Below are 22,802 nucleotides of genomic sequence, written 5' to 3' on the forward strand. Positions count from 1 at the left end.
GCGTTCTTTCGTCACATGACTTGGCGACCAGACGGGGTATGACTATGAACGCAGCAACAAGATCCACGGGTCAGTCATCGGTGCCCACGGTGAAGATCACCATCAACCCGATCGGCATGGACAGGCCCAAGGCCTGGTTGGCCGCCGGTTTCGAGGATTTTCGCAAGGCCACTGCAGTGAGTCTCGCCTATGGCATGTTCTGGGTCGGCTTGAGTATCGCCGTGACCCTGGGTGCGGTGATGCTCGATCTGTGGCACTGGTTGCTGCCCATGGTCGCCGGCTTCATGTTCCTTGGACCTCTGGTCGCGGTGGGCTCCTATGGGGTCAGCCGTGCGATTGAAGCCAACCGCACGCCCCATCTGGGAGACGCCTTCAGCGCTTGGCGGCCCCACGCCGGCCAGCTGGCGATGATGGGCGTGATGATGATGATCTTCTTCCTGGCCTGGATTCGCTTGGCTACCCTGCTCTTCGCGCTGTTCTACGGTTTCGAGGCGCCAGGGCCCGAAGCGCTCTATGCCTCGCTGCTGACCACGCCGCAAGGGCTGGGCATGATCCTGGTCGGCTCGGGCGTGGGTGCCGTGTTGGCGTTCGGTGCCTTCACCATCAGCGTGGTCGCCATTCCAACCTTGATGGATCAGGATCTCACCTTCATGGAGGGCATTGAGGCGAGCGTGCGTTCCGTGTCGAGGAATTTTCGCCCCATGCTGCTGTGGGCCGCGATACTGACCGGCTGCGTGCTGGTCGGGATTCTGACCTTCTATATTGGCTTGGCCCTGATCCTGCCGGTGCTGGGGCACGCCAGCTGGCATGCCTATGAGGATCTGGTGCGCTGTGAGCCCGTGGAGAGCGTTACCAACTGAGGCCACGCTTCGGCAGGAAGGGGGGAGCCCTTCCTGCCGTTTCGCTTGTCGAGCCGTTTACCTGTCCTCTGGCTATTCCGTTTCCCGCCTGACCTTTCCGTGCGTTTCGCGTAACCTTGTCAGCCATTACCCCCGTGACTGCGGAGTGCCGTGATGTTGCTGACGAGACCATGTCGCTATTTGCTTGCCCTCTGCCTCCTGCCGTTGTGGGGCCTGTCGCCCGTGGCACTGGCCGAGCCTTTTTCGCCTCCGGAAGGGGAGGTCCTGTTGCGGCTTAGCGGGGAGATCGAGCATGTCAATGTCGGTGACGAGTTGCACCTGGATCGGGCTATGCTGATGTCCCTGTCGCCGATGGTGATCGAGACCACTACCCCCTGGACCGAGGGGGTGAGCCGTTTCGAGGGGCCACTGATCCGCGCCGTGCTTGAAGCCGCCGGTGTCAGTTCGGAGCAAGTGCGCGTGAGGGCCCTGGACGACTTCGTGGCCATGGTGCCGGTATCGGACTTTCACGATTACGATGTGATCCTGGCAATCGAACGCGATGGCGAGCCCATTGCGGTTCGCGAGCTCGGTCCGGTTTTCGTCCTCTACCCCTTCGATGACCACCCGGAACTGCTCAACGAGACCATTCGTTTTCGCTCGGTCTGGCATGTGAGTACTATCCATGCTCCCTGATCGGCCCATGCTCCCTGAGCGGTCTTGATACGGGAGGCGAAATAATGGTGCTGCGTCATCCGCTCCGGCTCAAGCTGGGTGCCATGGCCGCTCTGCTCTTTTTCACTGCCGCCCTGGTCGTGGTGGGGTTGGCAGCCTGGCGCCAGGAAGGTCTCTACCAGAACGTGGGGGCCGATACTTCCTGGCATGCCTACAAGATCGACCGCGATATCGTGCAGTTACGCAGCGATTTGGCGCGAGGCAGCGGCAGCGGCCAGGACCTGGATACCCTGAGATTGCGCTTCGAACTGCTTTATAGTCGCTTCAACCAGCTGCGCCGGGTCGATCTCGGCGAGCTGTTCGACTACAGTCCGACGGCACATCGACTGTTGCCCGAGATCATCGACATGATGGATGGCTTCGATGCCACCCTGCATCAGCTCGATCGACTGGACGAGCCTGCGCGCCATGCGCTGGACGCCAGGCTGGAAGTCCTCAGCGCCAATACCGAACAGCTGGTCATCGCCATCAATGGTTATCTCGCCGAGGCGGCGACCCGTGACCGGGAAGTCCTGCAGACGCTCTATGTACTGTTGCTGGCATTGATCCTGGCCATGAGCCTGGCCGGATTGCTGGTGGTGGTGTTCCTGGTGCGGGAGGCCCGCGACAATGCCGCGGCGCGGCGCTCGCTGGAGACATTGAGTCGAGAGCTTCAGGGAGCGGCCCGTCAGGCCGAATCGGCCAGCCGGGCCAAGTCGGAGTTTCTCGCCACGGTGAGCCATGAGATACGCACGCCGCTCAACGGCGTGATCGGCATGAGCGACCTGCTCATGGACCAGCCGCTGGACACCCGCTCCCGGGAGTATGTCGGTACGCTTCACGCCAGTGCCGGTCGCCTGCTGGGGTTGATCAACGATATCCTTGACTTTTCCAAGATCGAATCCGGCAAGCTGGAGCTGGAGCACCGGCCGATACCGCTCTCTTCGCTGATCGACGATGCATGCCGGCTCTTCGCCCCGCGTGCCGAGGCCAAGGGACTCAAGCTGGAAAGCCAGCTCTCGCCGACACTGCCGTCCCAGGTCATGGGGGATCCCGCCCGGCTGAGACAGGTGCTGCTGAATCTGCTGGCCAATGCCATCAAGTTTACCGAACGCGGCGAGGTAGTGGTCGAGGCAAGGGAGACGGAGAACGGTCGGCTCTGTCTCGCGGTATGCGATACCGGCCCAGGCATTGCCACAGACCAGCAGCAGCGACTTTTCGAACCGTTTCGCCAGGCGGATGCCTCCACGGCGCGACGCTATGGGGGAACCGGCCTGGGCCTGGCGATCTGCCGGCGTCTGACCGATGCCATGGGCGGTGAGATCGGCATAGACAGTCAGCCCGGCGAAGGTAGTCGATTCTGGATCGAGTTGCCGCTCGAGCCGGCCAAATCCGAACCTGAAGCGAAGCGGGGGGAGTCGCCACCGCTCACGCGGCCTAGCTTCGATGGCAATGTGCTGCTGGTGGAGGACAACCCTGTCAATCAGCAGGTGGGGGTGGCGATGCTCGAGCGGTTCGACTGTCGCGTGCAGGTGGCAGGCAGTGGCCAGGAGGCCCTGGCAGCGGTGGCGTCGGAAGCGTTCGACCTCATCTTCATGGATGTGCAGATGCCCGATATGGATGGTCTCGAAACCGTGCGAAGAATGCGTGAGAGAGGGGGCTGGTGCCGTCGGGTGCCCATCGTGGCGATGACCGCCGGTGGCCCCGGGGCGGAGCGGGCGCGCTGCCTGGATGCCGGCATGAACGACTATCTGGCCAAGCCGCTGCTTCGCTCGGAGCTGGCGGCCTGTCTACGTCGGGCGCTGCCAATGCTGGCGCCGGTGACATCGGAGGACGAGACCGCCGTTACAGCCGACGCCGAGCTGGACGAAAAGGCCTTGTCCGAGCTGCTGGCATCGCTTGGTGAGTCGACGGTGGCAACCTTGATCGCGGTGCATCGCGACCAGCTGCAGTCGCATGGCCGCGCTATGCAGTACGCCATCGATCAGGGCGATATGCCCGCGTTGGAAGCCGCCGCTCACAGCGTCAAGGGTGAGTCGGCCAGCCTCGGTGCGCGCAAGCTCGCCGCTGTCGCCCATCGCCTGGAAGTGCTGGCCCACCAGGAGCGCAAGGAGGGGGTCAGGGCACAGTTGCAGCTTCTCCACGCGCTGATCCCGGTGACTCTCGCGGAGCTGGAGCGGTGGCTGGCGACGCAAGGCGATCGTCAACGAGGTGACTCGGCCTGGTCCAGCGGTGACGGCGACTCGGCCAGATTTCGGTAGTGCTCGCTCAAGGTCTCGTCGGCCGCCAGGCCATGGGCCCCGTTTTCGTAAAGGGCTGCAAGACGGTGAGCCGCGCGACGACTGCCCCCTTCGCTGGCCTGACGGTAGTAGAACAGTGCCTGCTCCAGGTCGGCTGGGGTGCCGCGGCCATCCTCCAGCATCACACCTAGCTGAAACGCGGCATCGGCATCTCCTGCCTGTGCCAACCGCTGCCAGATATCGAAAGCTTGCACATAACGCCCCATCTTGAACTGACCGTAAGCCAGATAGCTGTCGATCATGCGACCTTGGGGCGGCGCCTCCAACGGATTCCCTGCCCAGGACGGCGGAGTGGCGGCCAGGGCGACGATCAGCGACAGCAAGCAAGGCTTCATAGGATATCTCGGCATGGGCGGAGAAGACTCTCTCGAGGCTAGCCTGCGCCCCCTGCTCACGCCATCGTTCTCGGACCCGTTTGGTCCCAATGAAGGGAGGCTTCTCCTTCTAAAGTACAGCCCTGGGTCAAGGCCTCGGGTGCTTTACTGGACATGTGCCGCTGAGGGCACTGTCGCCTACCAACAATACCAATCGGAGAGATGTCATGTGGACCAAGCCAAGCTTTCGTGACCTGCGCCTCGGCTTCGAGGTTACCCTCTATATCGCCAACCGTTGATCGTGTGACTCGCCTGGGGGTCAGAAACGGCCCCTTTTCGGGTACGGAGGAGGGTGAGTCATGGAGGTGCTGATACTCGGTTCGGCTGCCGGGGGCGGATTCCCGCAGTGGAACTGCAACTGTCCGAACTGTCGTGGGGTGCGCCAGGGGCGTGCCGGCCTGAGCCCCAGGACCCAATCCTCCATTGCCATCAGCATGGATGGCGAGCGCTGGCTGCTGTGCAATGCCTCGCCCGATATTCGTGCTCAGCTCAATGCTCATCCGACACTCTTTCCCAAGCGTGGCCTGCGTGACAGTGGTATCGCTGAGGTACTGCTGGTGGATGCTCAGATCGATCATGTCAGCGGGCTGCTGTCGCTGCGCGAAGGCTGTCCCCTCGACGTCTGGTGCACGGCTAGCGTCCACGACGATCTGACCGGGGGCTTCCCGCTGTTCCCCATGCTGGAGCACTGGAACGGCGGCCTTTCCTGGCGGGAGATCGCCCTGTCGAGCGACCGCGACTGCTGCACCTTTGAGGTACCAAGCTGCCCAGGGCTTGCGATCACCGCGCTGTCGCTGCACTCCAACGCGCCTCCCTACTCCCCGCGTCGCGGCTCGCCGGCCCCCGGTGACAACCTTGGGCTGCTGTTTCGCGACACCCTGACGGGCGGCTCGCTTTTCTATGGCCCTGGCCTGGGGGAGCCGAGCGACGAGGCGAGGGCGCTGATGGTGGAGGCCAGCTGCGTGCTGGTGGATGGCACGCTGTGGCACGACGACGAGATGTCGCGCCTCGGCATCGCTGATACCACTGGCCGTGAGATGGGGCACCTGCCTCTGGCCGGGGAGGGCGGCATGATCGAAGAGCTCGACGCCTTGCCGTCTGGCACGCGGCGCGTCCTGATCCATATCAACAATACCAACCCCATCCTGGATGAGACCTCCGCCGAGCGCGCCGTTCTGAAAGAACACGCCATCGAGGTGGCCCATGACGGCATGCACTTCTCGCTATGAATGGCAGGAGACCCGCTAACGCACCCCGATAACGCATCCGTTACGCCGCGACACCCGCAGAGGATCCCACATGACCGCCGCACACGCTTCCGACGCTGCCCTGACGCCCGAGGCCTTTCGCCAGGCTCTGCTGGCCAAGGGTGATTACTACCACATCCATCACCCCTATCAGGTCGACATGGCCGAGGGCCGTGCCACCCCTGAGCAGATCCGTGGCTGGGTGGCCAACCGCTTCTACTACCAGGTGATGATTCCGCAGAAGGACGCGGCGCTGCTGGCCAACTGCCCGGACGCCGGCGTACGCCGGCGCTGGATCCAGCGAATGCTCGACCACGACGGCCGTGACGATGACGCCGGCGGTATCGAGGCGTGGCTGGCGCTGGCGGAAGCGGTCGGACTGACCCGGGAGGCGCTGCTGTCGCAGCGGCACGTGCTGCCGGGCGTACGCTTCGCCGTGGACGCCTACGTCAATTTCGTGCGCGGTGCCAGCTGGCAGGAGGGGGCGATCTCATCGCTGACCGAGCTGTTCGCTCCCCTGGCGCACCAGAGTCGCCTGGATACCTGGCCGGGTCACTACCCCTGGATCGACGCGACTGGCTACGGTTACTTTCGCAAGCGTCTCAAGGAAGCGCGGCGCGACGTCGAGCATGGGCTGGAAGTGGCGCTGACGGTATGCACCAGCGTGGAAACCCAGCAGCGCGCGCTGGAGATACTGCAGTTCAAGCTCGACGTGCTGTGGAGCATGCTGGACGCCATGACCCTGGCCTATCAGTTGGGTCGCCCGCCCTACCACAGTGTGACCGACCGAGCGGTTTTCCACCGGGGACTGGCATGAACGCCCTGGCGGTGCCCGCGCTGCGACCCGGCTGGCGGCTGCAGTGGGAGGAGGCCCAGGGGTGCCATGTACTGCTCTACCCCGAGGGGATGGTGCAGCTCAACGACAGTGCCGGTGCGATCCTGTCGCTGGTCGATGGTGAGCGTGATGTCACCGCGCTGATCGACGAGCTCACCCGGCGCTATCCCGATGCGTCGAGCGATGAGCTCGCCCAGGATGTCATCGAGTTCTTCGTCGACGCCTTGCAACAGGGCTGGATTCATCATGACTGACGACGTTCGCACCCGGACCGGCGGGGCAAGCGGCATCGGCCCGCCCCTGTGGCTGCTGGCCGAGCTGACCTACCGCTGCCCCCTGCAGTGCCCCTATTGCTCCAACCCGCTCGACTTCGCGCGCTACCGTGACGAGCTCGATACCGACGCCTGGATCGACGTGATGCGCCAGGCCCGGGCCATGGGAGCCGTTCAGCTCGGCTTCTCGGGTGGCGAGCCGCTGGTGCGGCGCGATCTGGAGACGCTGGTCGACGAAGCACGGCGGCTTGGCTTCTACACCAATCTGATTACCTCCGGCGTGGGGCTCGACGAGGCGCGTATCGCGGCGCTGCGCGAGGCGGGGCTGGATCATATCCAGATCAGCCTGCAGGCAGCGGATGCCGAGGTGGCCGCCGCCGTGGCGGGCTCCGCCAAGGCCCATGCCGGCAAGATGGCCATGGCTCGTGCAGTCAAGGCGGCCGGCTACCCGATGGTTCTCAACGTGGTGCTGCATCGTCACAACATCGACGACATCGACCGGGTGATCGCCCTGTGCGACGACCTGGGGGCTGATGTCGTTGAGTTGGCCAGCTGCCAGTACTACGGCTGGGCCAAGCTCAATCGCGCCGGCCTGCTGCCGAGCCGTACCCAGGTCGAGCGCGCCGAGGAGGTGGCGCGTCAGTGGCGTGAGCGCCTGGCGGCGAGAGGCCGGGACATGCGGTTGCTGTTCGTGGTGCCGGACTACCATGCCGAGCGTCCCAAGGCGTGCATGGGCGGCTGGGGCGCCATCTTCATGACGGTGGCACCGGATGGCAGCGTGCTGCCGTGTCACAGTGCGCGGGAGCTTCCCATGGACTTTCCCGATGTCCGCGAGCGGGCGCTGGAGGATATCTGGTATGCCAGCGAGGCCTTCAACCGCTTTCGCGGCGACGCCTGGATGCCCGAGCCCTGCCGCGGCTGCAGTGAGCGTCACCAGGACCATGGTGGCTGTCGCTGCCAGGCCTATCTGCTGACCGGTGACCCGGCGGCCACCGATCCGGTATGCAGCAAGTCGCCGCGACATGAGCTGATCGTACAAGCCTTGGACGAGTCGAGCGCCGATCACCGAGAGGTAGAGGGGCTGATATCGCGTCATGCCCGCAATTCGCGCATCCTTTGTCGCGGTTAGGCCATACCCGACCAAGGGCGAAGGGCGCCTGGGCGAGTCACCCAATAACATGTCAGTAGAGCCTGTCCGAGGCCATACGACAACGACACACCGCTGCCCCCGGTACCTCAGTGCCGGGTGGCGTCGAGCGGGAGGTTCCCAGCATGGCTTCCAATATCACCGACCTGCGCAAGTTCGTGGCCCCCGAGATCATCTTCGGCGATGGTGCCCGCCATGCCGTGGCCAACTACGTGGGTACCTTCGGCGCCGAGCGGGTGCTGCTGGTATCGGACCCCGGTGTCGTAATGGCCGGCTGGGTCGAGGAGGTGGAGGCGGACCTGGCAGCCCAGGGGATCGCCTGCCAGCGCTTCGTCTCGGTCTCACCCAACCCGCGGGTCGAGGAGGTAATGGCGGGGGCCGCGGCGTATCGTGAGATGGGCGCCAAGGCCATCGTGGCAATCGGCGGCGGCAGCCCCATGGATTGCGCCAAGGGCATCGGCATCGTCGTGGCCCACGACGGCCACATCCTGGACTTCGAGGGCGTCGACACCCTGCGGGTACCGATCCCGCCGCTGATCTTCGTGCCAACCACGGCCGGCACCTCGGCGGACATTTCCCAGTTCGCGATCATCTCCGACCAGCAGCGACGCATGAAATTCTCCATCGTCAGCAAGTCGGTAGTGCCGGACGTCTCCTTGATCGACCCCCAGGTCACCCTGACCATGAGTCCCTTCCTGACGGCCTGCACCGGTGTCGACGCCCTGGTGCACGCCATCGAGGCCTTCGTTTCCACGGGCAGCGGGCCGCTCACCGATGCGCACGCCCTGGAGGCCATGCGCCTGATCAACGGGCATCTCGTCGCGCTGGTGGCCGACCCGCAGAACCTCGAGTTGCGCTCCCAGGTGATGCTCGGCAGCATGCAGGCCGGGCTGGCGTTCTCCAACGCCATTCTCGGTGCGGTGCATGCCATGTCGCATAGCCTGGGCGGCTTTCTGGACCTGCCCCATGGGCTGTGCAACTCGCTGTTGCTCGAACATGTGGTGGCCTACAACTTCGAGGCCGCCCCGGAGCGCTTTACCCGCATCGCCGAGACCCTGGGCATCGATTGCCGCGGGCTCGGCGGCCGGCAGGTACGCGCACGCCTGATCGATCATCTGGTCGAGCTCAAGCGTGCCGTCGGTTTGACGGGAAGTCTCGGCCGGCTGGGCGTCAGCACCAGCGATGTGCCCTTCCTGACCCGCCATGCCCTCGAAGACCCCTGCATTTTGACCAATCCGCGGCGTTCCGGCCCGCGGGACGTGCAGGTGGTCTTCGAGGAGGCCATGTGACGCTGCGGCCCGAGGGTGCCCGATGAAGAAGGTAGCCGATCCCGAAGGCTATTCGGTCAGCCAGCTGCTGGGCCTTGGCCAGCAGTCGGCCCGCAAGAGCTACTACCCCGAGCTGACGGCGCGCATGGCCGAGCTCGAGGCCGAGCGCAACCGCTACAAGTGGCTGTTCGAGAATGCCCTGCACGGCATCTTCCAGGCCTCGCTGGGCGGGCGCCTGTTGGCCGCCAACCCGGCCCTTGCGACGATGCTGGGCGATGCCGACGTGGCGGCGACGCTGAACCGCTGCGCATCGCTCGCGGCGCTGTTCGCCGAGCCCGGGGAGACGGAGCGGGTGGCGTCGCTGCTGCACCGGCAGGGCCACCTTCAGGGGCACACCACCTGGCTTGCCGGAAGCGACGGGCGGCGTGTGCCGGTGGCCCTGACCCTGCTGCGCAAGCCGGACCAGGGCGAGGAGATCCTGGTCGAGGGCTTCGTCGCCGACATCACCGAGCGCGAACGAGCCCGCCAGGAGCTGCTGGCGCTCAACGCCCGCCTCGAGGCCCGCGTGCGCGAGCGTACCCAGCGCCTGGAGCAGCTCAATGCCGACCTGGCCGGCGAAGTGGCCGAGCGACGCCTGATGGAAGCGCAGCTTCGCGCGGCGCGGGACCTGGCCCAGGAAGCCAACCGCAGCAAGGATCGCTACCTGGCGGCGGCTAGCCATGACCTGCTGCAGCCGCTTAATGCGGCGCGCCTGCTGGTTTCCACGCTGCGCGAGCGGGAGCTTGATGGCGACTGCGGCCGCCTGGTCGACAGCATCCATCTCTCACTGGAAGGCGCCGAGGAACTGCTCACCGACCTGCTCGACATTGCGCGGCTCGACCAGGAGCGCATCCAGCCGCAGCTGGAGTGTTTCCCCCTCTCGCGCCTGCTGCATGGCCTGGTGGCCGAGTATGCACCACGGGCCCAGCGCAAGGCGCTGCGCTTCCGCTGGGTGGAGGGGAGGGTGTGCGTCAACAGCGACTTCCGCCTGCTCGGAAGGGTGCTGCGCAACCTGCTCTCCAATGCCTGCCGCTATACCGAGTCGGGTGGCGTGTTGCTGGGCGCACGGCGCGTTGGCGATGCCGTTTCCATCGAAGTTCACGACAGTGGCCCCGGCATTCCCGCCGATCAGCTCAGGGCGATCTTCGAGGAGTATCACCAGCTCAATGCCGATCGGGCCCGGCATCGCCAGGGCGTGGGGCTGGGCCTGGCCATCGTCGAGCGGATCTGCCAGCGCCTGGGACTGGCAGTGACGGTGGATTCGACCCCGGGGCGCGGCTCGCGTTTTGCCGTGCGGGTGCCAATCTGCATGCCCGCACCGGCATTGCACAGTCCGCCAGAGCCCCCGCTGCTCGAGTGTCCCCTGCAGGGCCGGCGCATGCTGGTGGTGGACAACGACAGCCGCATTCTGCTGGGCATGCAGGCGTTGCTTGAGCAGTGGGGCATGGCCTGTCGGGTTGCCCACGACCTGGAAGAGGCGCTGGCACAGCCCCATGAGCCGCCAGACATACTGCTGGTCGACCTTCATCTCGATGGTGGAGAGACGGGCGACCGTCTGGTGGAGAAGCTGCGCCGGCACTGGCAGCAGCCGACGCTACCGGCGGTGGTGATAACCGCGGATCGCTCCGAGGCCTGGCGGCGAACCCTGTCCGACCGCGCTATTCCGCTGCTGCACAAGCCGGTACGGCCGGGCAAGCTGCGTGCCGTGCTCAGCCAGTTGCTCGGGCGTGAACGGAACTGAGTCGATCTACGACTTTGGTCATACTCCTGTGGGCTCGCTTCGACACTCAAGTGCTATGTTGTTGCTTTGCACCAGGGCGTAGACTGGAATGGACCCTGGATTGAAAGAGAGGCCTGCCATGCCAATGCCGTTAGCGGTCTCGGGAGTGGATGACGATGCCTCGCTGGAGGTGCCACTGCGCGTGGCCAAGTCCTCCGCCAACGATCCGGAACTGGCCGCCCAGTACCTGGCCAGCCAGCTGCTGAACCCCTACCTCGAGGGGGTGCTGTTCTTCTGTTCCGCGGAGTATGATCTGTCGGCCCTCGCTGCCGCCCTGGAAGCCCACCTGGGGGGCGTCAAGCTATGCGGATGTACCACGGCGGGGGAGCTGGGCGTCGATGGCTACTCGCGTGGTTCCATCGTGGCGGTGGGCTTCGATCGCCGTGCCTTCGCCCTCGATTACCGCCTGATCCATGAGCTGGACGCTTTCACGCTGCTCGATGCCCAACGCATCACCGACCAGTTGATGGATCATTGCGTGCGTTCCGGCGTGGCGCCACTCAAGGGCCATACCTTCGCCATGACCCTGCTCGACGGCCTGTCGGCCTGCGAGGAGCAGGTGCTGCTGACGCTGACCTCGGTATTGGCCGGTATTCCCCACTTCGGCGGCAGCGCCGGCGACGATAACCGCCTGACCGGGACGCATGTCTACGGCGAGGGTGCCTTTCACGATCAGGCGGCGGTCGTGCTGATGGTCAATACCGAGCTGGATTTCGAGGTGTTCTCTACTCACCATCTGCGGCCACGCGAGGAAAAACTGGTGGTCACCGCCGCCGACCGCGAGCGGCGAAAGGTGTTCGAACTCAACGCCGAGCCCGCGGCGCTGGAATATGCGCGGCTGGTGGGCTGCCCCGTCGAGGCGCTGGGCCCCGAGGTGTTCGCCCGTCATCCGCTGGCCGTCAAGCTCCACGACCAGACCTACGTGCGTGCCATACAGGGGGTCAACCCCGATCTCAGCCTGAACTTCTACTGCGCGGTGGAGACCGGCATCGTGATGACCGCCATGCAGGGCACCGATCTGCTGGAGGACCTCACGCGCGAGATCGATACCATCGTCGAGCGGCTGGGGCCTGCCGAGTGCATCCTCGGCTGCGACTGTTTCCTGCGCCGGCTGGAGATCGAGCAGGCGGGGCTGCAGCCGGCCGCCCGGGAGCTCTATCGCCGCCAGCGCATCCTCGGCTTCAATACCTACGGCGAACACTGCAACGGTCTGCACCTGAACCAGACATTCAGCGGTGTCTTCATTGGACGCTCCCGTCGTGACCTCTGAGAGAGAGCGTGAACTGGAGCGCCAGGTCGCCAAGCTCCAACGCATCAATGCGGCGCTGATCGAGCGCGTCGAGTCGAGCAACCTGCCGCGAACCGCTCCCTATGCCGCCTTCGAGCACGCCGCCCTGCTTGCCGAGCAGGTACGCGAGCGGACTCGTGCCCTCAACCAGACCCTGCACGAGCTGCGTGCCAGCAATCGGCTGCTGGGCGAGGCTCGAAAGCGCGCCGAGCAGGCCAACCAGTACCTGGTCGATGCCATCGAAAGCATCACCGATGCCTTCGTGCTGTTCGGTGCCGACCAGCGTATCCAGCATTTCAACAGCCGCTTCGCCGAGTTCTGGCGACCGGCAGGCATCGAGGTCCAGGCCGGCATGACGCTGGAGGAGCTGCGCCTGCTGGCACTCACCTCGGGGCTGGTGATCAATGAGCAGCTGAAGCAGCGTGAAGGGCGCACCATCTACCAGCTCCACGACGGCCGCTGGGTGCAGGTCAATCAGCGGCCGATCCGCGGCGGGGGGCGCGTGTTCCTCTACGTCGACATCACCGAGCTCAAGCGCCACGAACACGCCGAGCGCGAGCATGCCCTGGCCCAGAAGTCGCGGCTGCTGCAGGCCACCCTTGACAGCCTCTCCCAGGGTGTGGCGGTGATCACCCACGGCGGCCTGCTGGAGATGCACAACCAGCGCTTCTCGCAGCTTGCCGGTCTCGATGGATTGACGCTGCCGGTCCCGCTGCCGGAAGTGGGAGCGGCCAGCGAGCTGGTGGACCCCGCGGATGCGCAGGCCGTGCTGCCGGCCTGCGAGCGGCGGCTCAGCGATGGGCGGGTGGTCGAAGTGCGCGGCCACCCCATGCCAGGCGGCGGCCAGGTGCTCACCTATACCGATATCACCGAGCGCATTCGGCAGGCCGAGGCGCTGGCCGAGCGGGAGCGCTGGATCCGCACCATCACCGACCATGTGCCGGCGATGATCGCCTACCTGGACCGCGAGCTGCGCTACGTCTTCACCAATCGTGTCTATGAGGAGTGGTACGGCTGGCCCCACGACCTGCTGCTGGGCTCGTCGCTCGGCGATCTGCATTCGGCGGAGCACTGTGCGCGGCTGATGCCTTATCTCCAGCGTGTTCTGGCCGGAGAGCGGATCAGCTTCGAGCTGCCCGAGCTGAACGTCGGCGGTGAGCAGCGCGTCTTGCTGCGCGCCTACGTGCCGCATCGCGACAGCGATGGCAGCGTGATCGGCTTCTTCGTACTCATCCGCGATATCACCGAGCAGCGCCGCACCTCGGAGGCCCTGCACCAGGCCTACCAGAACCTCGAGCAGCGGGTTCGCGAGCGCACCGCGGAGCTGACCCGCGTCAACGCTCAGCTGCGCGAGGAGATAGAGGAGCGCCTGACAGCCGAGTGCCAGCTGCGTGACGCCAAGACCGAGGCCGAGGCGGCCAACCTTTCCAAGACCAAGTTCCTGGCGGCGGTTAGTCACGACCTGCTGCAACCGCTGAATGCCGCCAGGCTGTTCGTCGGGGCACTGGTGGAACAGGAGATGTCGGCGGCCAACCTGGAGCTGATCCAGCAGGTGGGCCACTCGCTCAAGGACGTGGAGACGCTGCTGGGCACCCTGGTCGATATCTCCAAGCTGGATGCCGGCGTGGTCACGCCTGAGGTGACGCCCTTCGCCATCCGCGAGCTGCTCGATGGCCTGGCCCGCGAGTATCGCCAGGTGGCCGCCAGCGAGGGACTCGGATTCCACTACGTTCCCTCATCGGCGATCGTCAGCAGCGATATCTCGCTGCTGTCCCGGGTGATCCGCAACCTGCTCAGCAACGCGGTGCGCTACACGTCCAGCGGGCACCTGCTGCTCGGCTGTCGGCGCCGCCGCGAGGGGCTGGAAATCCAGGTGCTCGATACCGGTTGTGGCATCGCCGAGGAGGAGCAGGAACTGATCTTCCAGGAGTTCCGCCGGCTGCCGTCCGCCGTCTCTGCACGGGATCGTGGCCTGGGGCTCGGGCTTTCCATCGTCGACAAGATTTCGCGCATGCTGCAACAGCCGGTGCGAATTCGGTCACGGGTCGGTCATGGCACCTTGTTCGGCGTTCTGCTGCCCTATGCGCAGCGGCTGCCGGCCGGCCAGACCCGCCAGGCCGTCGTCAGCGGGGTGGGGCGGGAGCTGGCCGGAAGGTGCCTGTGGGTGGTCGACAACGACCCGGCCATCTGCCTGGCCATGCGTCATCTGCTGGAGCGTTGGGGCTGCAAGGTCATCGTTGCCGAAAGCGAGACTCGCCTGGCCAAGCGTGTCTGTCTGATCGACGGGGCGGCCGATGCGCTGATCGTCGATTATCATCTGGACCATGAGTGCAACGGCCTCGATCTGGCGGAGCGAATCAATGGCATGCGCAAGTCTCCGCTGCCGGTACTGGTGATTACCGCAGACCACAGCCGTGAGCTGCGCCAGCAGGTGCGGGCGCTGGGCTTTCAGATCCTCAACAAGCCGGTCAAGCCGTTGCGGCTACGCACGACGCTTCAGCAGCTGATGGCCGAGACACCGCTCGATACGACAAGCGAATTTCTCTAGGATTTGGGTCGTCGCTAGGGCTTGCGTAGATAGCGGCTGAAGTCGATGTCGCTGGCCGAGAGAATGGCTTGCACGCGATTACTCACCCCGAGCTTGCGCAGGATCGCCGAAACGTGTGCCTTGACCGTGGTTTCGGCGATGTTGAGGTGATAGGCGATCATCTTGTTCGATTCGCCGCGTGTCATGTGCTCCAGCACCTGAAGCTGCTTGCGGGTCAGCGCCTCGAGTTGCTCCGAGGTGATGGCGCGCTCGCCCGCTTCCTGGCGGCGTGTGCTGCTGGCGCGCATGATCTCTGGTGGAAGATAAATATTGCCTTCGAGGATCTGCGCGATGGCCTTGATCAACTGCTCCTTGGGGGAGGATTTGGTGAGGAAACCCACGGCGCCGCAGGAGACTGCCTGCAGCATCACGTTCTTGTCTTCCTCGGCGGAGATGATGGCCACCGGAATGGTGGGAGCCTCGTTGCGTAGCTGGATCAACCCGGTCAGACCGCTCATGCCAGGCATGTTGAGATCGAGCAGTATCAGGTCCAGCTCCTCCTCGTTGGCGGTGATGGCCAGTGTGGCCTCCAGGTTTTCGGTTTCCAGCAGTTCGCTACCGGGAAAGCCGTCGCCGACCACTCTCGAAATGGCCTCACGGAACAAGGGATGATCATCGGCAATCAGGATCCGGTAGGAAGGAGTTTGAACATCCATCTTGTTGTTATCCTCGTGGCAAGGCATCAGGGGGATTCAAGGTGCGCACCGGGGGCAGCAAAGGGCGGTGTGCGAGGCGTGGCGACCTCAAGGTGGTGTCTGGCGGCTTCCCAGCTATCGATACCGTTACGATACCAGTAAAGCCGCTGAAACCCCGCCGCTGATAGACGCTTGACGGCGTTCCAGGATAGCCAGCAGTCGGATCGACACACCACCACGATCGGATGGTCCAGGTTGCCTGCAATGGCGGCGGTCACTTCGTCGATCAAGTAGCCCACCCAGTCGTGTCGGCTGTAATACCAGTCATCCCCCAGATGGCCGAGCCCTGTATTGGGGAGCCACAGTGCGCCCGGCAGGGAGTGGTGAGGCTCGGTTTGCAGGAAGCGGCCGTGTTGAAAGGTGAGGTTGATCACGTCCACCGGCAGTGCGGGTGGTGTGGCGTTCAGTAGCGCTACGACCTCATGGGTGTCCACCGTCGCAGCGCCGGGAGCCGTGCTGGGCGTGGGACTGCGATAGCGGTCGATGCGATAGCCACGCTCGGAGAAGAGCATGGCGTCATCCATCGCCGTCGAGGCGAGGGTCAGTCCCGGGAAGAGCGCCGCCAAGAGCAGCGCGGTCAGATACCCCTTCGCAACCATCATGCGCATCATCCAGTGGGCTGTGGCCCTATGGGACCGCCTTTCATCGTGTATCGGAATTGCACCTTTGTCGCGAGATGGCAGGCACGAAAGTACTATTCTGCTGCGCAGTGGCAGCCCCTAGGCTGTCAGAATGACAATACGCACACTGCAAGCCCCTCTTGTCCTGGTACGCGCTCTGATCGTCGTACTGCTGCTGGGAGGTGTCGAATCCCTGCATGCCGAGCTGCCGACGCTGCGGCTCAGCGTGCTGCAGTTCGGCACCGCCCACTGGGAGCTGGACCATCTCGAGCGCCGTGGGCTCGACCACGCGGCGGGCTTCAACCTGGAGGTGCGACTGGTGGCGAATCTGCCGGCCTCCCGTATTGCCGTTTCCAGCGGCGACGTAAACGGCGCTGTGGTCGACCTGACCTGGGCCCAGGCCCGCCATGCGGCCGGCCAGTCCTACCGTTATTTGCCCTATTCGTCCCAGATGGGCGACGTGCTGGCAGCGCCGGGCGTGGCAATCGACGCTCTCGGGGACCTGCGTGGCAAGCGTATCGGCGTGGCTGGCGGCCCCGACAGCAAGAGCTGGGTGCTGCTGACGCGGGCGGCGCAGGCCGAGGGCGTTGCGCTCGAGCGCGAAGCCCAGGTTCAGTTCGGCGCGCCGCCGCTGCTCAGCCAGGCGCTAAGGCGCGGACAGCTCGACGTGCTGGTGACCTTCTGGCACTTTGCCGCCGAGCTGACGGCCGCGGGTGAGGCCGAGGTGGCGCTGCCCATGGCGTCGCTGCTGACGCGCCTGGATATCCCCACGGGGCTGCCGATCCTTGGCTACGTCTTCCACGATGAGTGGGCTCGCGACCACGCTGCGCTGGTAGCGCGCTTCGCCGAGGCGGTAGCGCAAGCCAAGCGGGAACTGCGCGACGAGGCGGGCCACTGGGCGGCCCTGCGTCCGCTCATGCGCGCCAGCGACGACGCCCACTTCGAAGCGCTGCGCCAGGGTTACGTGCAGGGCATCCCCGAGCCACTGGACGCGCAGCGTATTCGAGCGCTGCAGCGGCTGCTGGTACTGACCGGGGTCGAGCCGGGCGAGGAGATGCCCGCGTCGCTGTTCGTCCAGGCGCCGAGTGACGAGCGGTGAAGGCCACGCCGTTGGCCTACTGGGTCGTCCTGCCGCTTTTGATGGTGTTCTGGGGGCTGATGGCCTGGCAGCTCGACTCCTCTCTGCTGCCTTCACCGCTGGCGGTGCTGGACACCCTGCAGCGGGAGGCGGCCAGCGGTGAACTTCAGCGCCACCTGGCGATAACCCTGCAGCGGGTGGCGATCAGCTTCACCCTGGCCATGGCGCTGGGTGTCCTGATCGGCATCGCCATGGGACGGTTGCCACTGGTCAATGCGCTGTTCGACCCGCTGCTGGTGCTGTTGCTCAACCTGCCGGCGCTGGTGCTGATCATCCTGCTATACGTCTGGTTCGGACTGGTGGAGGCTGCGGCGATCCTGGCGGTGGTGATCAACAAGGTGCCCAACGTGGCCGTCACCCTGCGCGAGGGTGCGCGTAGCCTCGACCCGCGCCTGGAGCAGATGGCCCGGGTCTACGATTTCTCTCCCGTCAAACGACTGCAACACGTCTGGGTGCCCCAGCTGTTTCCCTACCTGATGGCGGCGACTCGCGGTGGGCTGGCGCTGATCTGGAAGATCGTCCTGGTCGTGGAGCTGCTGGGCCGTTCCGACGGGGTCGGTTTCCAACTTCACCTGGCCTTCCAGATCTTCGATGTGGCCGGCCTGCTGGCCTACAGCCTGGCTTTCATCGCCATCGTGCAGCTGATCGAGCTCCTCATCCTGCAGCCCCTGGAGCGGCGAGCCTCGCGCTGGCGCCGCTCGGGAGCCCAGCATGCTTGAATTCGCTGTCCCTGGCGGGCATCCCGTCCTTGCGCCCATGTCACTGCGTATCGCTCAGGGCGATCGCATCTGCCTGCTGGGACCTTCCGGCATCGGCAAGACTACGCTGCTTAATCGTCTGGCCGGGCTGGAGCCGGGTCAGCCGCGCCCTGCGCTGCGCATCGGCTATCTGTTCCAGGAGCACCGCCTGCTGCCCTGGCGAACGCTGCACGACAACCTGCGCCTGGTCGGTGTTCGCAGCGACCAGGTGAGCTCGCTGCTGTCGCAGGTCGGGCTCGACGGCTATGGTGCACACTTTCCCGACCAGCTTTCGCTGGGCATGGCCCGGCGTGCCGCACTGGCGCGCTGCCTGGCGGTGCGCCCCGAGCTTCTCCTGCTGGACGAGCCCTTTGCCTCCCTCGACCCGCATCGGGCGACCGAGCTTCAGGCGCTGATTCGCAAGCTGCTCGATCGGACGCCGCACATGGCCATGATCTGTGTCACCCACGAACTGCGCGATGCCGCGGCTCTGGCCAACCGAGTCTGGTATCTGGCGGGACGTCCCGCCCACCTGCGGCACGACGGGAATCTCGGCGACACGCCTGCTGCAGTCGCTGACCTGGCCCGGCAACTGGAAACGTTGGGCCAGGAGTCGTCAGCCCAGGTGCGCGCCCAGCAACCGCGTACGCTGGGGCCGGAAGCCGCCGATGGCCAGCGCTGAAAGGACCAGGGTCACCCCCAACGTGATGGCGATCGCCTCACCGTTCCACCGCAGATACAGGGCGAAACGCAGCAGCTCCACCGCATGGGTAAAGGGGTTGAGCAGGCACATCTGGTAGATCCAGGGGCTTGCCTCCTGCATTCGCCACAGCGGATAGAGCGCCGAGGAGAGGAAGAACATGGGAAAGATGACGAAGTTCATCACACCGGCGAAGTTCTCCAGCTGCTTGACCCAGGTGGCGATCAGCAGGCCCAGGGCACCCAGCATCAGCGCGGCCAGCAGCAGCGCCGGCAGCACTGCGAGGTAGCCTTCCAGGGGGGGGCGCACGCCGACGCCCCAGCGGGCGATCAGCAGGAACACATAGACCTGAATGACCGAGACGCTGCCCATGGCCAGCAGTTTGGTCAGCAGCAGGAAGGGGCGGGGCAGGGGGCTTGTGAGCAAGACGCGCATGGAGCCCAGTTCACGGTCGTAGACCATGGAGAGCGCGCCTTGCATCGAATTGAACAGGATGATCATCCCGCACAGGCCGGGGACGATATAGGTCTCGTAGGTGATGTAGGTCACATAGGGGGGAATGATCGACACCCCCAGCACCATGCGAAAGCCGGCGGCGAACACCACCAGCCACAACAACGGCCGCACCAGGGCGCTGGCGAAGCGGGTGCGTTGCTGCCAGAAGCGCAGCCACTCCCGCTTCTGCACGCCGAGGAAGCAGTACCAGTAGTCGCGTGGCGTCATGCGAGTGCCTCCCGGGTCAATGCGTTGAAGGTGTCGGTGAGGCTGATGCCGCCGTGTCGTCGGCAAAGCGCATCGCCCGGCTCGTCGGCCAGCAGGCGGCCGCGGTGCAGCACCAGCACCTGATCCTCCGGCGCGATCTCCTCGATGAGGTGGGTCGCCCAGAGTACGGTGACCTTGCGATCCCGACATAGCTGGCGAACGTGGGCACCGAGGGCCGCTCGGCTGTCGAGATCGAGCCCGGCGGTGGGCTCGTCGAGCAGCAGCAGGGCGGGACTGTGCAGCATGGCACGGGCGATCTCCACACGCCTGCGGTGGCCGCCGTTGAGCCGGCGTACCGGCATGCGGGCATGTTCGGTCAGTTGCTGGCGCTCCAGCTCCTCGCCGCAGCGTAGCCGACCCTCACGCGGCGACATGCCGTGCAAGGCCGCATGGTAGAGCAGGTTCTGGCTCACGCTGAGATCAAGGTCCAGGGCGTTCTGCTGGAAGACGGCCCCGATATGGCGCATCACGGCGGAAGGCTGATGCCTGAGCGACCGCTCGCCGAGGCGCAGGTCGCCCTGCTGCAGGGCCAGAAGGCGGGTCATCAGGCCGAACAGGGTCGACTTGCCGGCCCCGTTCGGCCCGAGCAGGGCGTGGAAACGGCCGGAGGCCAGCGTGAAGCTGACCTCCTGCAGGACGGGCTGGCGCCGATAGCGATAGCCGATGCCCCGTGCTTCCATGATCACGACTCGGTACCCAAGGTGATGCGCACGCCCCAGGGGAAGCGACCCACGTCGATGGTCTTGACCACTTCGAGCTTGTCGACGTCGATCACCGAGACATCGCCGCTGACGCCGTTGGTGGTCAGCAGGGTCTTCTCGTCGGGGCTCAGCGCCACCTGCCATACCCGGGCGCCCACCAGCAGATAGTCGAGCACCTCGTAGCTCTGTGCATCCACCACCGCGATGTGGTTGGCCGGGCCCAGGGCGACGAAGGCGTAGCGACCGTCGGAGGTGAGCTGTATGCCTACCGGCTGCACGCGGTCCTGGTTCACTCCGGGGATGCGAAAATCGATGGCGTGGATCTCTTCGAGGCTCTCGACATCGATGATATGCACGGTACCGCCGATCTCCGCCGACGCCCACAGCAGGGCGTCGTCGTGGGTGAACTCCACGTGGCGCGGGCGGGCGCCGATGACGATGTTCTTCTCGATTTCGAAGGTCTCGGTGTTGATCCAGTGCAGCATGTTGGAGGTCTCGCTGGTATTCACTGCCCAGCGACCATCGTGGCTGACGCCCATGCCTTCCGGCTCGACGCCTACCTCGATCTGCGCCAGCACGTGCTTGGTCTCCACGTCCAGTACGGTGACCAGGGCGTCATCCTCGTTGGCGATATAGAGATGCCGGCCATTGGGGTGCAGGGCAAACTGCTCCGGATCCTCGCCGGAGGGCAGGGTATCGACCACCTGACGAGTGGCGAGATCGAAAATTTCCACGGTGTCGTCGTCGCTGGCGCAAATATAGAGCACATCCTCGTCGGGCGACAGCAGAATGCCCCTTGGGCGCTGGCCGACGGCGATCGTGTCGATCACCTCGAGGGAGGCCATGTCGATGACCGAGATGGTGTTGTCGCGTTCATTGGAAACGTAGGCCAGGCTATCGGCCCACAGCGGGGTAGAGAGGCCGAAGGTCAGGCAGAGGGTGGCAAGGCGTGCGGCAATTTTCATGGTCGGCTCCTTCAGGGGAGATCAGAAAGTGGGTCTCAGTCGCGCAGGCGGCAGCGGCTTTCCGGGCGATCGTAACCCAGGGTGTCGAGCTCGGTGTGCTGATGAAGAAAGCCTTCGAAGGGCGCCATGCCCACCAGGCTGTTGGGATGGGCGAGTGGTACCGGCTGGCGAAGCTGGCCGTTCCAGTCGCGGAAGCTGAGTGGACGACCCTTGAAGGCGGCCAGCTCGAATTGTTCGCCGATCAGGTAGTCGCGGAGGGTCTCCATGTCGGCGCTTTCGGTACGCGTCACCGCCTCGCCCACGGCGCGTATCGCCGCCCAGGCGGCATAGTCGGTGCCGGTCATGGGACGCTCGGCCTGTTTCTGGAAGCGGTTCTGCAGCTGCGCCGCTCCCCAGGCTTCCACCGCGGGGTGCCAGGCATCTGCCGCCATGCCCTGGGTGCCGGCCACGGGGCGTGGCAGCCAGGTATTGAAGGGCACGAAATCGCCGAAATCGTTGCGCTCGTCGGCGACTACCACCACGTCATAGTCGGGACCCTGGGTGAACAGCGGCAGCTCGGCGGAGGCGTTGCGGCGCATGTCGGCCTCGAAGGTCCACTCCTTGTCGGCGACCACCCGCAAGGCAAATTTCTCGGCGGACCGGCGGAAGGCGTCGGCCCAGGCCTGGTCGTCTTCGGTCTGGCCGCTGATCAGGAACACCGAGCGCCAACGCCGCCAGTTGAGCCATTGGGCCAGGGCGTCGGTCAGCATGGCGTGGCTGGGGGCGGTGTGCAGCAAGTAGGGAGAGCAGTCATCGAGGCGAAGTGATACATCGCGAGCTCCCGCATTGAACAGCAGGGCCTGGTCACCGCTGATATCGATGGCCTTGCGCAGGGTCTGCGCGGGAACGTTAAGCACGATCAGGCTGATATCGTCATCGAGCATGGCCGTGAACGCCTCCAGCACGGCGTCCTCGTTGGCGGCAATCATGCTATCGAGTTCATGGTGCTGGCCAAGGAAACGGCCAGTGCTCATGTTGTCGCTGACCCCCAGGCGGGCCCCCTGGAGTCCGGAATCCTCGGGCTCGGGGGTCAGCTGGGCCAGTGCCGGACCGCGATCGGGCTGCCACTGCAGGTAGCCGTAACGCACGCTCACCTCGTCGGCATTCGCCAATGGGGCCAGCAGCCAGCCGCACAGTCCCAGCCCGCAGGCAAGGCGTCGCATTTGCGGGGAAGTGTCCATGACATCTCCTGGTCGAGACGGGTCGAAAACGGGGCTTCACTGCACGACGAAGGTGCCGTTCACGCCGCGCTCCTCCAGGCCCGCGCAGGCCCATTCATAGGTGCCGGTGCGAATGGGCACGAAAAACAGCTCGGCCTCGCCTTCACTCTCGAACTCCAGTTCGGTCAGGGTGGGCGCTTTTATCTCGACGTTTCCCGCCTCGATCTTGCGCAGCCAGGCGTTCTTGAAGAAACCGGGGGCCACCCAGGCGCACTCCTGCATGCCTGTGGCTTCGATGACCAGCCGGTAGGACTGGCCGGTTTCCAACTGATACTCGCGCACCGATACGCCGAGCATGCTCTCGCCGGTGCCGATCACCAGCCGCTCAAGGCGCTCGGGTCGGTTGGCCAGGTCGCCGGCCGCCAGGGCAGCGCCGGTGGTGAGGCTCAGGACCAGGGCCAACAGCCCCATGGCGGCAGGGCGGCGTGCGGTGGGACGCTTGCGGGCAGGGGAAGTACGGCAAGGGAAAGTACGGCAAGAGGTGGCGGACATGTTGTTGTTCTCCTTCGGGTTGCAGGACAGCTGGCCGTGTGGC

General features: G+C 65.3%; 23 protein-coding genes. 15 read left to right on the top strand and 8 right to left on the bottom strand.

Annotated features, from left to right (window positions below):
* Window positions 1-44: 44 nt before the first annotated feature.
* The 3 genes from DU505_RS00680 to DU505_RS00690 all read left to right on the top strand — a co-directional run bounded on the left by DU505_RS00680 (window position 45) and on the right by DU505_RS00690 (window position 3,814).
* Window positions 45-860, top strand: coding sequence for a DUF2189 domain-containing protein (locus DU505_RS00680; RefSeq protein WP_114477076.1), 816 nt, complete (start codon window positions 45-47; stop codon window positions 858-860).
* A gap of 153 nt (window positions 861-1,013) precedes the next feature.
* A complete protein-coding gene (locus DU505_RS00685; RefSeq protein ID WP_114477077.1) occupies window positions 1,014-1,535 on the top strand; it encodes a putative pterin-binding protein in 522 nt (173 codons plus the stop codon).
* 44 nt (window positions 1,536-1,579) lie between these two features.
* A complete protein-coding gene (locus DU505_RS00690) occupies window positions 1,580-3,814 on the top strand; it encodes an ATP-binding protein (RefSeq protein WP_245947720.1) in 2,235 nt (744 codons plus the stop codon).
* On the opposite strand, the gene DU505_RS00695 is transcribed toward DU505_RS00690, so the two are convergent.
* Window positions 3,757-4,188 (bottom strand): tetratricopeptide repeat protein, encoded by a 432-nt coding sequence (locus tag DU505_RS00695; protein WP_181872690.1) that lies wholly within the window; start codon window positions 4,186-4,188, stop codon window positions 3,757-3,759. The two genes, DU505_RS00690 and DU505_RS00695, sit on opposite strands and share 58 nt — an antisense overlap.
* A 206-nt stretch (window positions 4,189-4,394) precedes the next feature.
* Between DU505_RS00695 and pqqA the strand changes: the two genes are divergently transcribed.
* From pqqA to DU505_RS00740, 9 genes are all read left to right on the top strand, one after another.
* A complete protein-coding gene (gene pqqA / locus DU505_RS00700; protein WP_010627037.1) occupies window positions 4,395-4,466 on the top strand; it encodes a pyrroloquinoline quinone precursor peptide PqqA in 72 nt (23 codons plus the stop codon).
* A gap of 60 nt (window positions 4,467-4,526) precedes the next feature.
* The gene (gene pqqB, locus DU505_RS00705; RefSeq protein ID WP_114477079.1) at window positions 4,527-5,456 is read left to right on the top strand and encodes a pyrroloquinoline quinone biosynthesis protein PqqB; all 930 of its coding nucleotides are present in this window, start codon (window positions 4,527-4,529) and stop codon (window positions 5,454-5,456) included.
* Between the two features lie 70 nt (window positions 5,457-5,526).
* Window positions 5,527-6,291, top strand: a complete 765-nt coding sequence (gene pqqC, locus DU505_RS00710) for a pyrroloquinoline-quinone synthase PqqC (RefSeq protein WP_114477080.1) — start codon at window positions 5,527-5,529, stop codon at window positions 6,289-6,291.
* On the top strand, window positions 6,288-6,563 hold the full coding sequence (pqqD, locus tag DU505_RS00715) for a pyrroloquinoline quinone biosynthesis peptide chaperone PqqD (protein ID WP_114477081.1): 276 nt from the start codon (window positions 6,288-6,290) through the stop codon (window positions 6,561-6,563). The genes pqqC and pqqD overlap by 4 nt, the downstream gene beginning before the upstream one ends.
* A complete protein-coding gene (gene pqqE, locus DU505_RS00720; protein WP_114477082.1) occupies window positions 6,556-7,710 on the top strand; it encodes a pyrroloquinoline quinone biosynthesis protein PqqE in 1,155 nt (384 codons plus the stop codon). The genes pqqD and pqqE overlap by 8 nt, the downstream gene beginning before the upstream one ends.
* 143 nt (window positions 7,711-7,853) lie before the next feature.
* The gene (gene ercA, locus DU505_RS00725) at window positions 7,854-9,017 is read left to right on the top strand and encodes an alcohol dehydrogenase-like regulatory protein ErcA (protein ID WP_114477083.1); all 1,164 of its coding nucleotides are present in this window, start codon (window positions 7,854-7,856) and stop codon (window positions 9,015-9,017) included.
* Window positions 9,018-9,039: 22 nt separating this feature from the next.
* Window positions 9,040-10,776 carry a PAS domain-containing hybrid sensor histidine kinase/response regulator gene (locus tag DU505_RS00730; RefSeq protein ID WP_114477084.1) on the top strand — a complete coding sequence of 579 codons (1,737 nt, stop codon included), beginning with the start codon at window positions 9,040-9,042 and terminating at the stop codon, window positions 10,774-10,776.
* A gap of 124 nt (window positions 10,777-10,900) precedes the next feature.
* On the top strand, window positions 10,901-12,085 hold the full coding sequence (gene nosP / locus DU505_RS00735; RefSeq protein WP_114477438.1) for a nitric oxide-sensing protein NosP: 1,185 nt from the start codon (window positions 10,901-10,903) through the stop codon (window positions 12,083-12,085).
* Window positions 12,075-14,651 (top strand): hybrid sensor histidine kinase/response regulator, encoded by a 2,577-nt coding sequence (locus tag DU505_RS00740; protein WP_245947721.1) that lies wholly within the window; start codon window positions 12,075-12,077, stop codon window positions 14,649-14,651. The genes nosP and DU505_RS00740 overlap by 11 nt, the downstream gene beginning before the upstream one ends.
* Before the next feature lie 14 nt (window positions 14,652-14,665).
* On the opposite strand, the gene DU505_RS00745 is transcribed toward DU505_RS00740, so the two are convergent.
* Both DU505_RS00745 and DU505_RS00750 read right to left on the bottom strand, forming a co-directional pair.
* A complete protein-coding gene (locus DU505_RS00745) occupies window positions 14,666-15,346 on the bottom strand; it encodes a response regulator (RefSeq protein ID WP_114477439.1) in 681 nt (226 codons plus the stop codon).
* A 26-nt stretch (window positions 15,347-15,372) separates the two neighbouring features.
* A complete protein-coding gene (locus tag DU505_RS00750; RefSeq protein ID WP_220250285.1) occupies window positions 15,373-15,987 on the bottom strand; it encodes a rhodanese-like domain-containing protein in 615 nt (204 codons plus the stop codon).
* Between the two features lie 130 nt (window positions 15,988-16,117).
* Here DU505_RS00750 and DU505_RS00755 point away from each other — a divergent pair, with 130 nt between their 5' ends.
* Genes DU505_RS00755 through DU505_RS00765 form a run of 3 tightly spaced genes read left to right on the top strand, consistent with a single transcriptional unit; the run spans window position 16,118 to window position 18,562 of the window.
* The gene (locus DU505_RS00755; RefSeq protein ID WP_114477086.1) at window positions 16,118-17,104 is read left to right on the top strand and encodes an ABC transporter substrate-binding protein; all 987 of its coding nucleotides are present in this window, start codon (window positions 16,118-16,120) and stop codon (window positions 17,102-17,104) included.
* The gene (locus DU505_RS00760; RefSeq protein ID WP_245947722.1) at window positions 17,101-17,862 is read left to right on the top strand and encodes an ABC transporter permease; all 762 of its coding nucleotides are present in this window, start codon (window positions 17,101-17,103) and stop codon (window positions 17,860-17,862) included. The genes DU505_RS00755 and DU505_RS00760 overlap by 4 nt, the downstream gene beginning before the upstream one ends.
* Window positions 17,855-18,562, top strand: coding sequence for an ABC transporter ATP-binding protein (locus tag DU505_RS00765; protein WP_114477087.1), 708 nt, complete (start codon window positions 17,855-17,857; stop codon window positions 18,560-18,562). Before DU505_RS00760 ends, DU505_RS00765 begins: the two co-directional genes overlap by 8 nt.
* Here DU505_RS00765 and DU505_RS00770 read toward each other — a convergent pair.
* From DU505_RS00770 to DU505_RS00790, 5 genes are read right to left on the bottom strand one after another with little or no spacing between them, the layout of a single operon-like run.
* Window positions 18,497-19,303: an ABC transporter permease gene (locus DU505_RS00770; protein WP_114477088.1), complete on the bottom strand. Its 807-nt coding sequence runs from the start codon at window positions 19,301-19,303 to the stop codon at window positions 18,497-18,499. The two genes, DU505_RS00765 and DU505_RS00770, sit on opposite strands and share 66 nt — an antisense overlap.
* Window positions 19,300-20,022, bottom strand: a complete 723-nt coding sequence (locus DU505_RS00775) for an ABC transporter ATP-binding protein (RefSeq protein WP_181872691.1) — start codon at window positions 20,020-20,022, stop codon at window positions 19,300-19,302. Before DU505_RS00775 ends, DU505_RS00770 begins: the two co-directional genes overlap by 4 nt.
* A 2-nt stretch (window positions 20,023-20,024) precedes the next feature.
* Complete coding sequence (locus tag DU505_RS00780) at window positions 20,025-21,008, bottom strand: PQQ-dependent catabolism-associated beta-propeller protein (protein WP_114477090.1); 984 nt, start codon at window positions 21,006-21,008, stop codon at window positions 20,025-20,027.
* Between the two features lie 35 nt (window positions 21,009-21,043).
* A complete protein-coding gene (locus DU505_RS00785) occupies window positions 21,044-22,228 on the bottom strand; it encodes an ABC transporter substrate-binding protein (RefSeq protein ID WP_245947723.1) in 1,185 nt (394 codons plus the stop codon).
* Between the two features lie 36 nt (window positions 22,229-22,264).
* Complete coding sequence (locus DU505_RS00790; RefSeq protein WP_245947724.1) at window positions 22,265-22,759, bottom strand: cupredoxin domain-containing protein; 495 nt, start codon at window positions 22,757-22,759, stop codon at window positions 22,265-22,267.
* Between the last annotated feature and the right edge of the window lie 43 nt (window positions 22,760-22,802).

The organism is Billgrantia montanilacus (assembly GCF_003336675.1).
GTDB classification, from domain to species: Bacteria; Pseudomonadota; Gammaproteobacteria; order Pseudomonadales; family Halomonadaceae; genus Halomonas; species Halomonas montanilacus.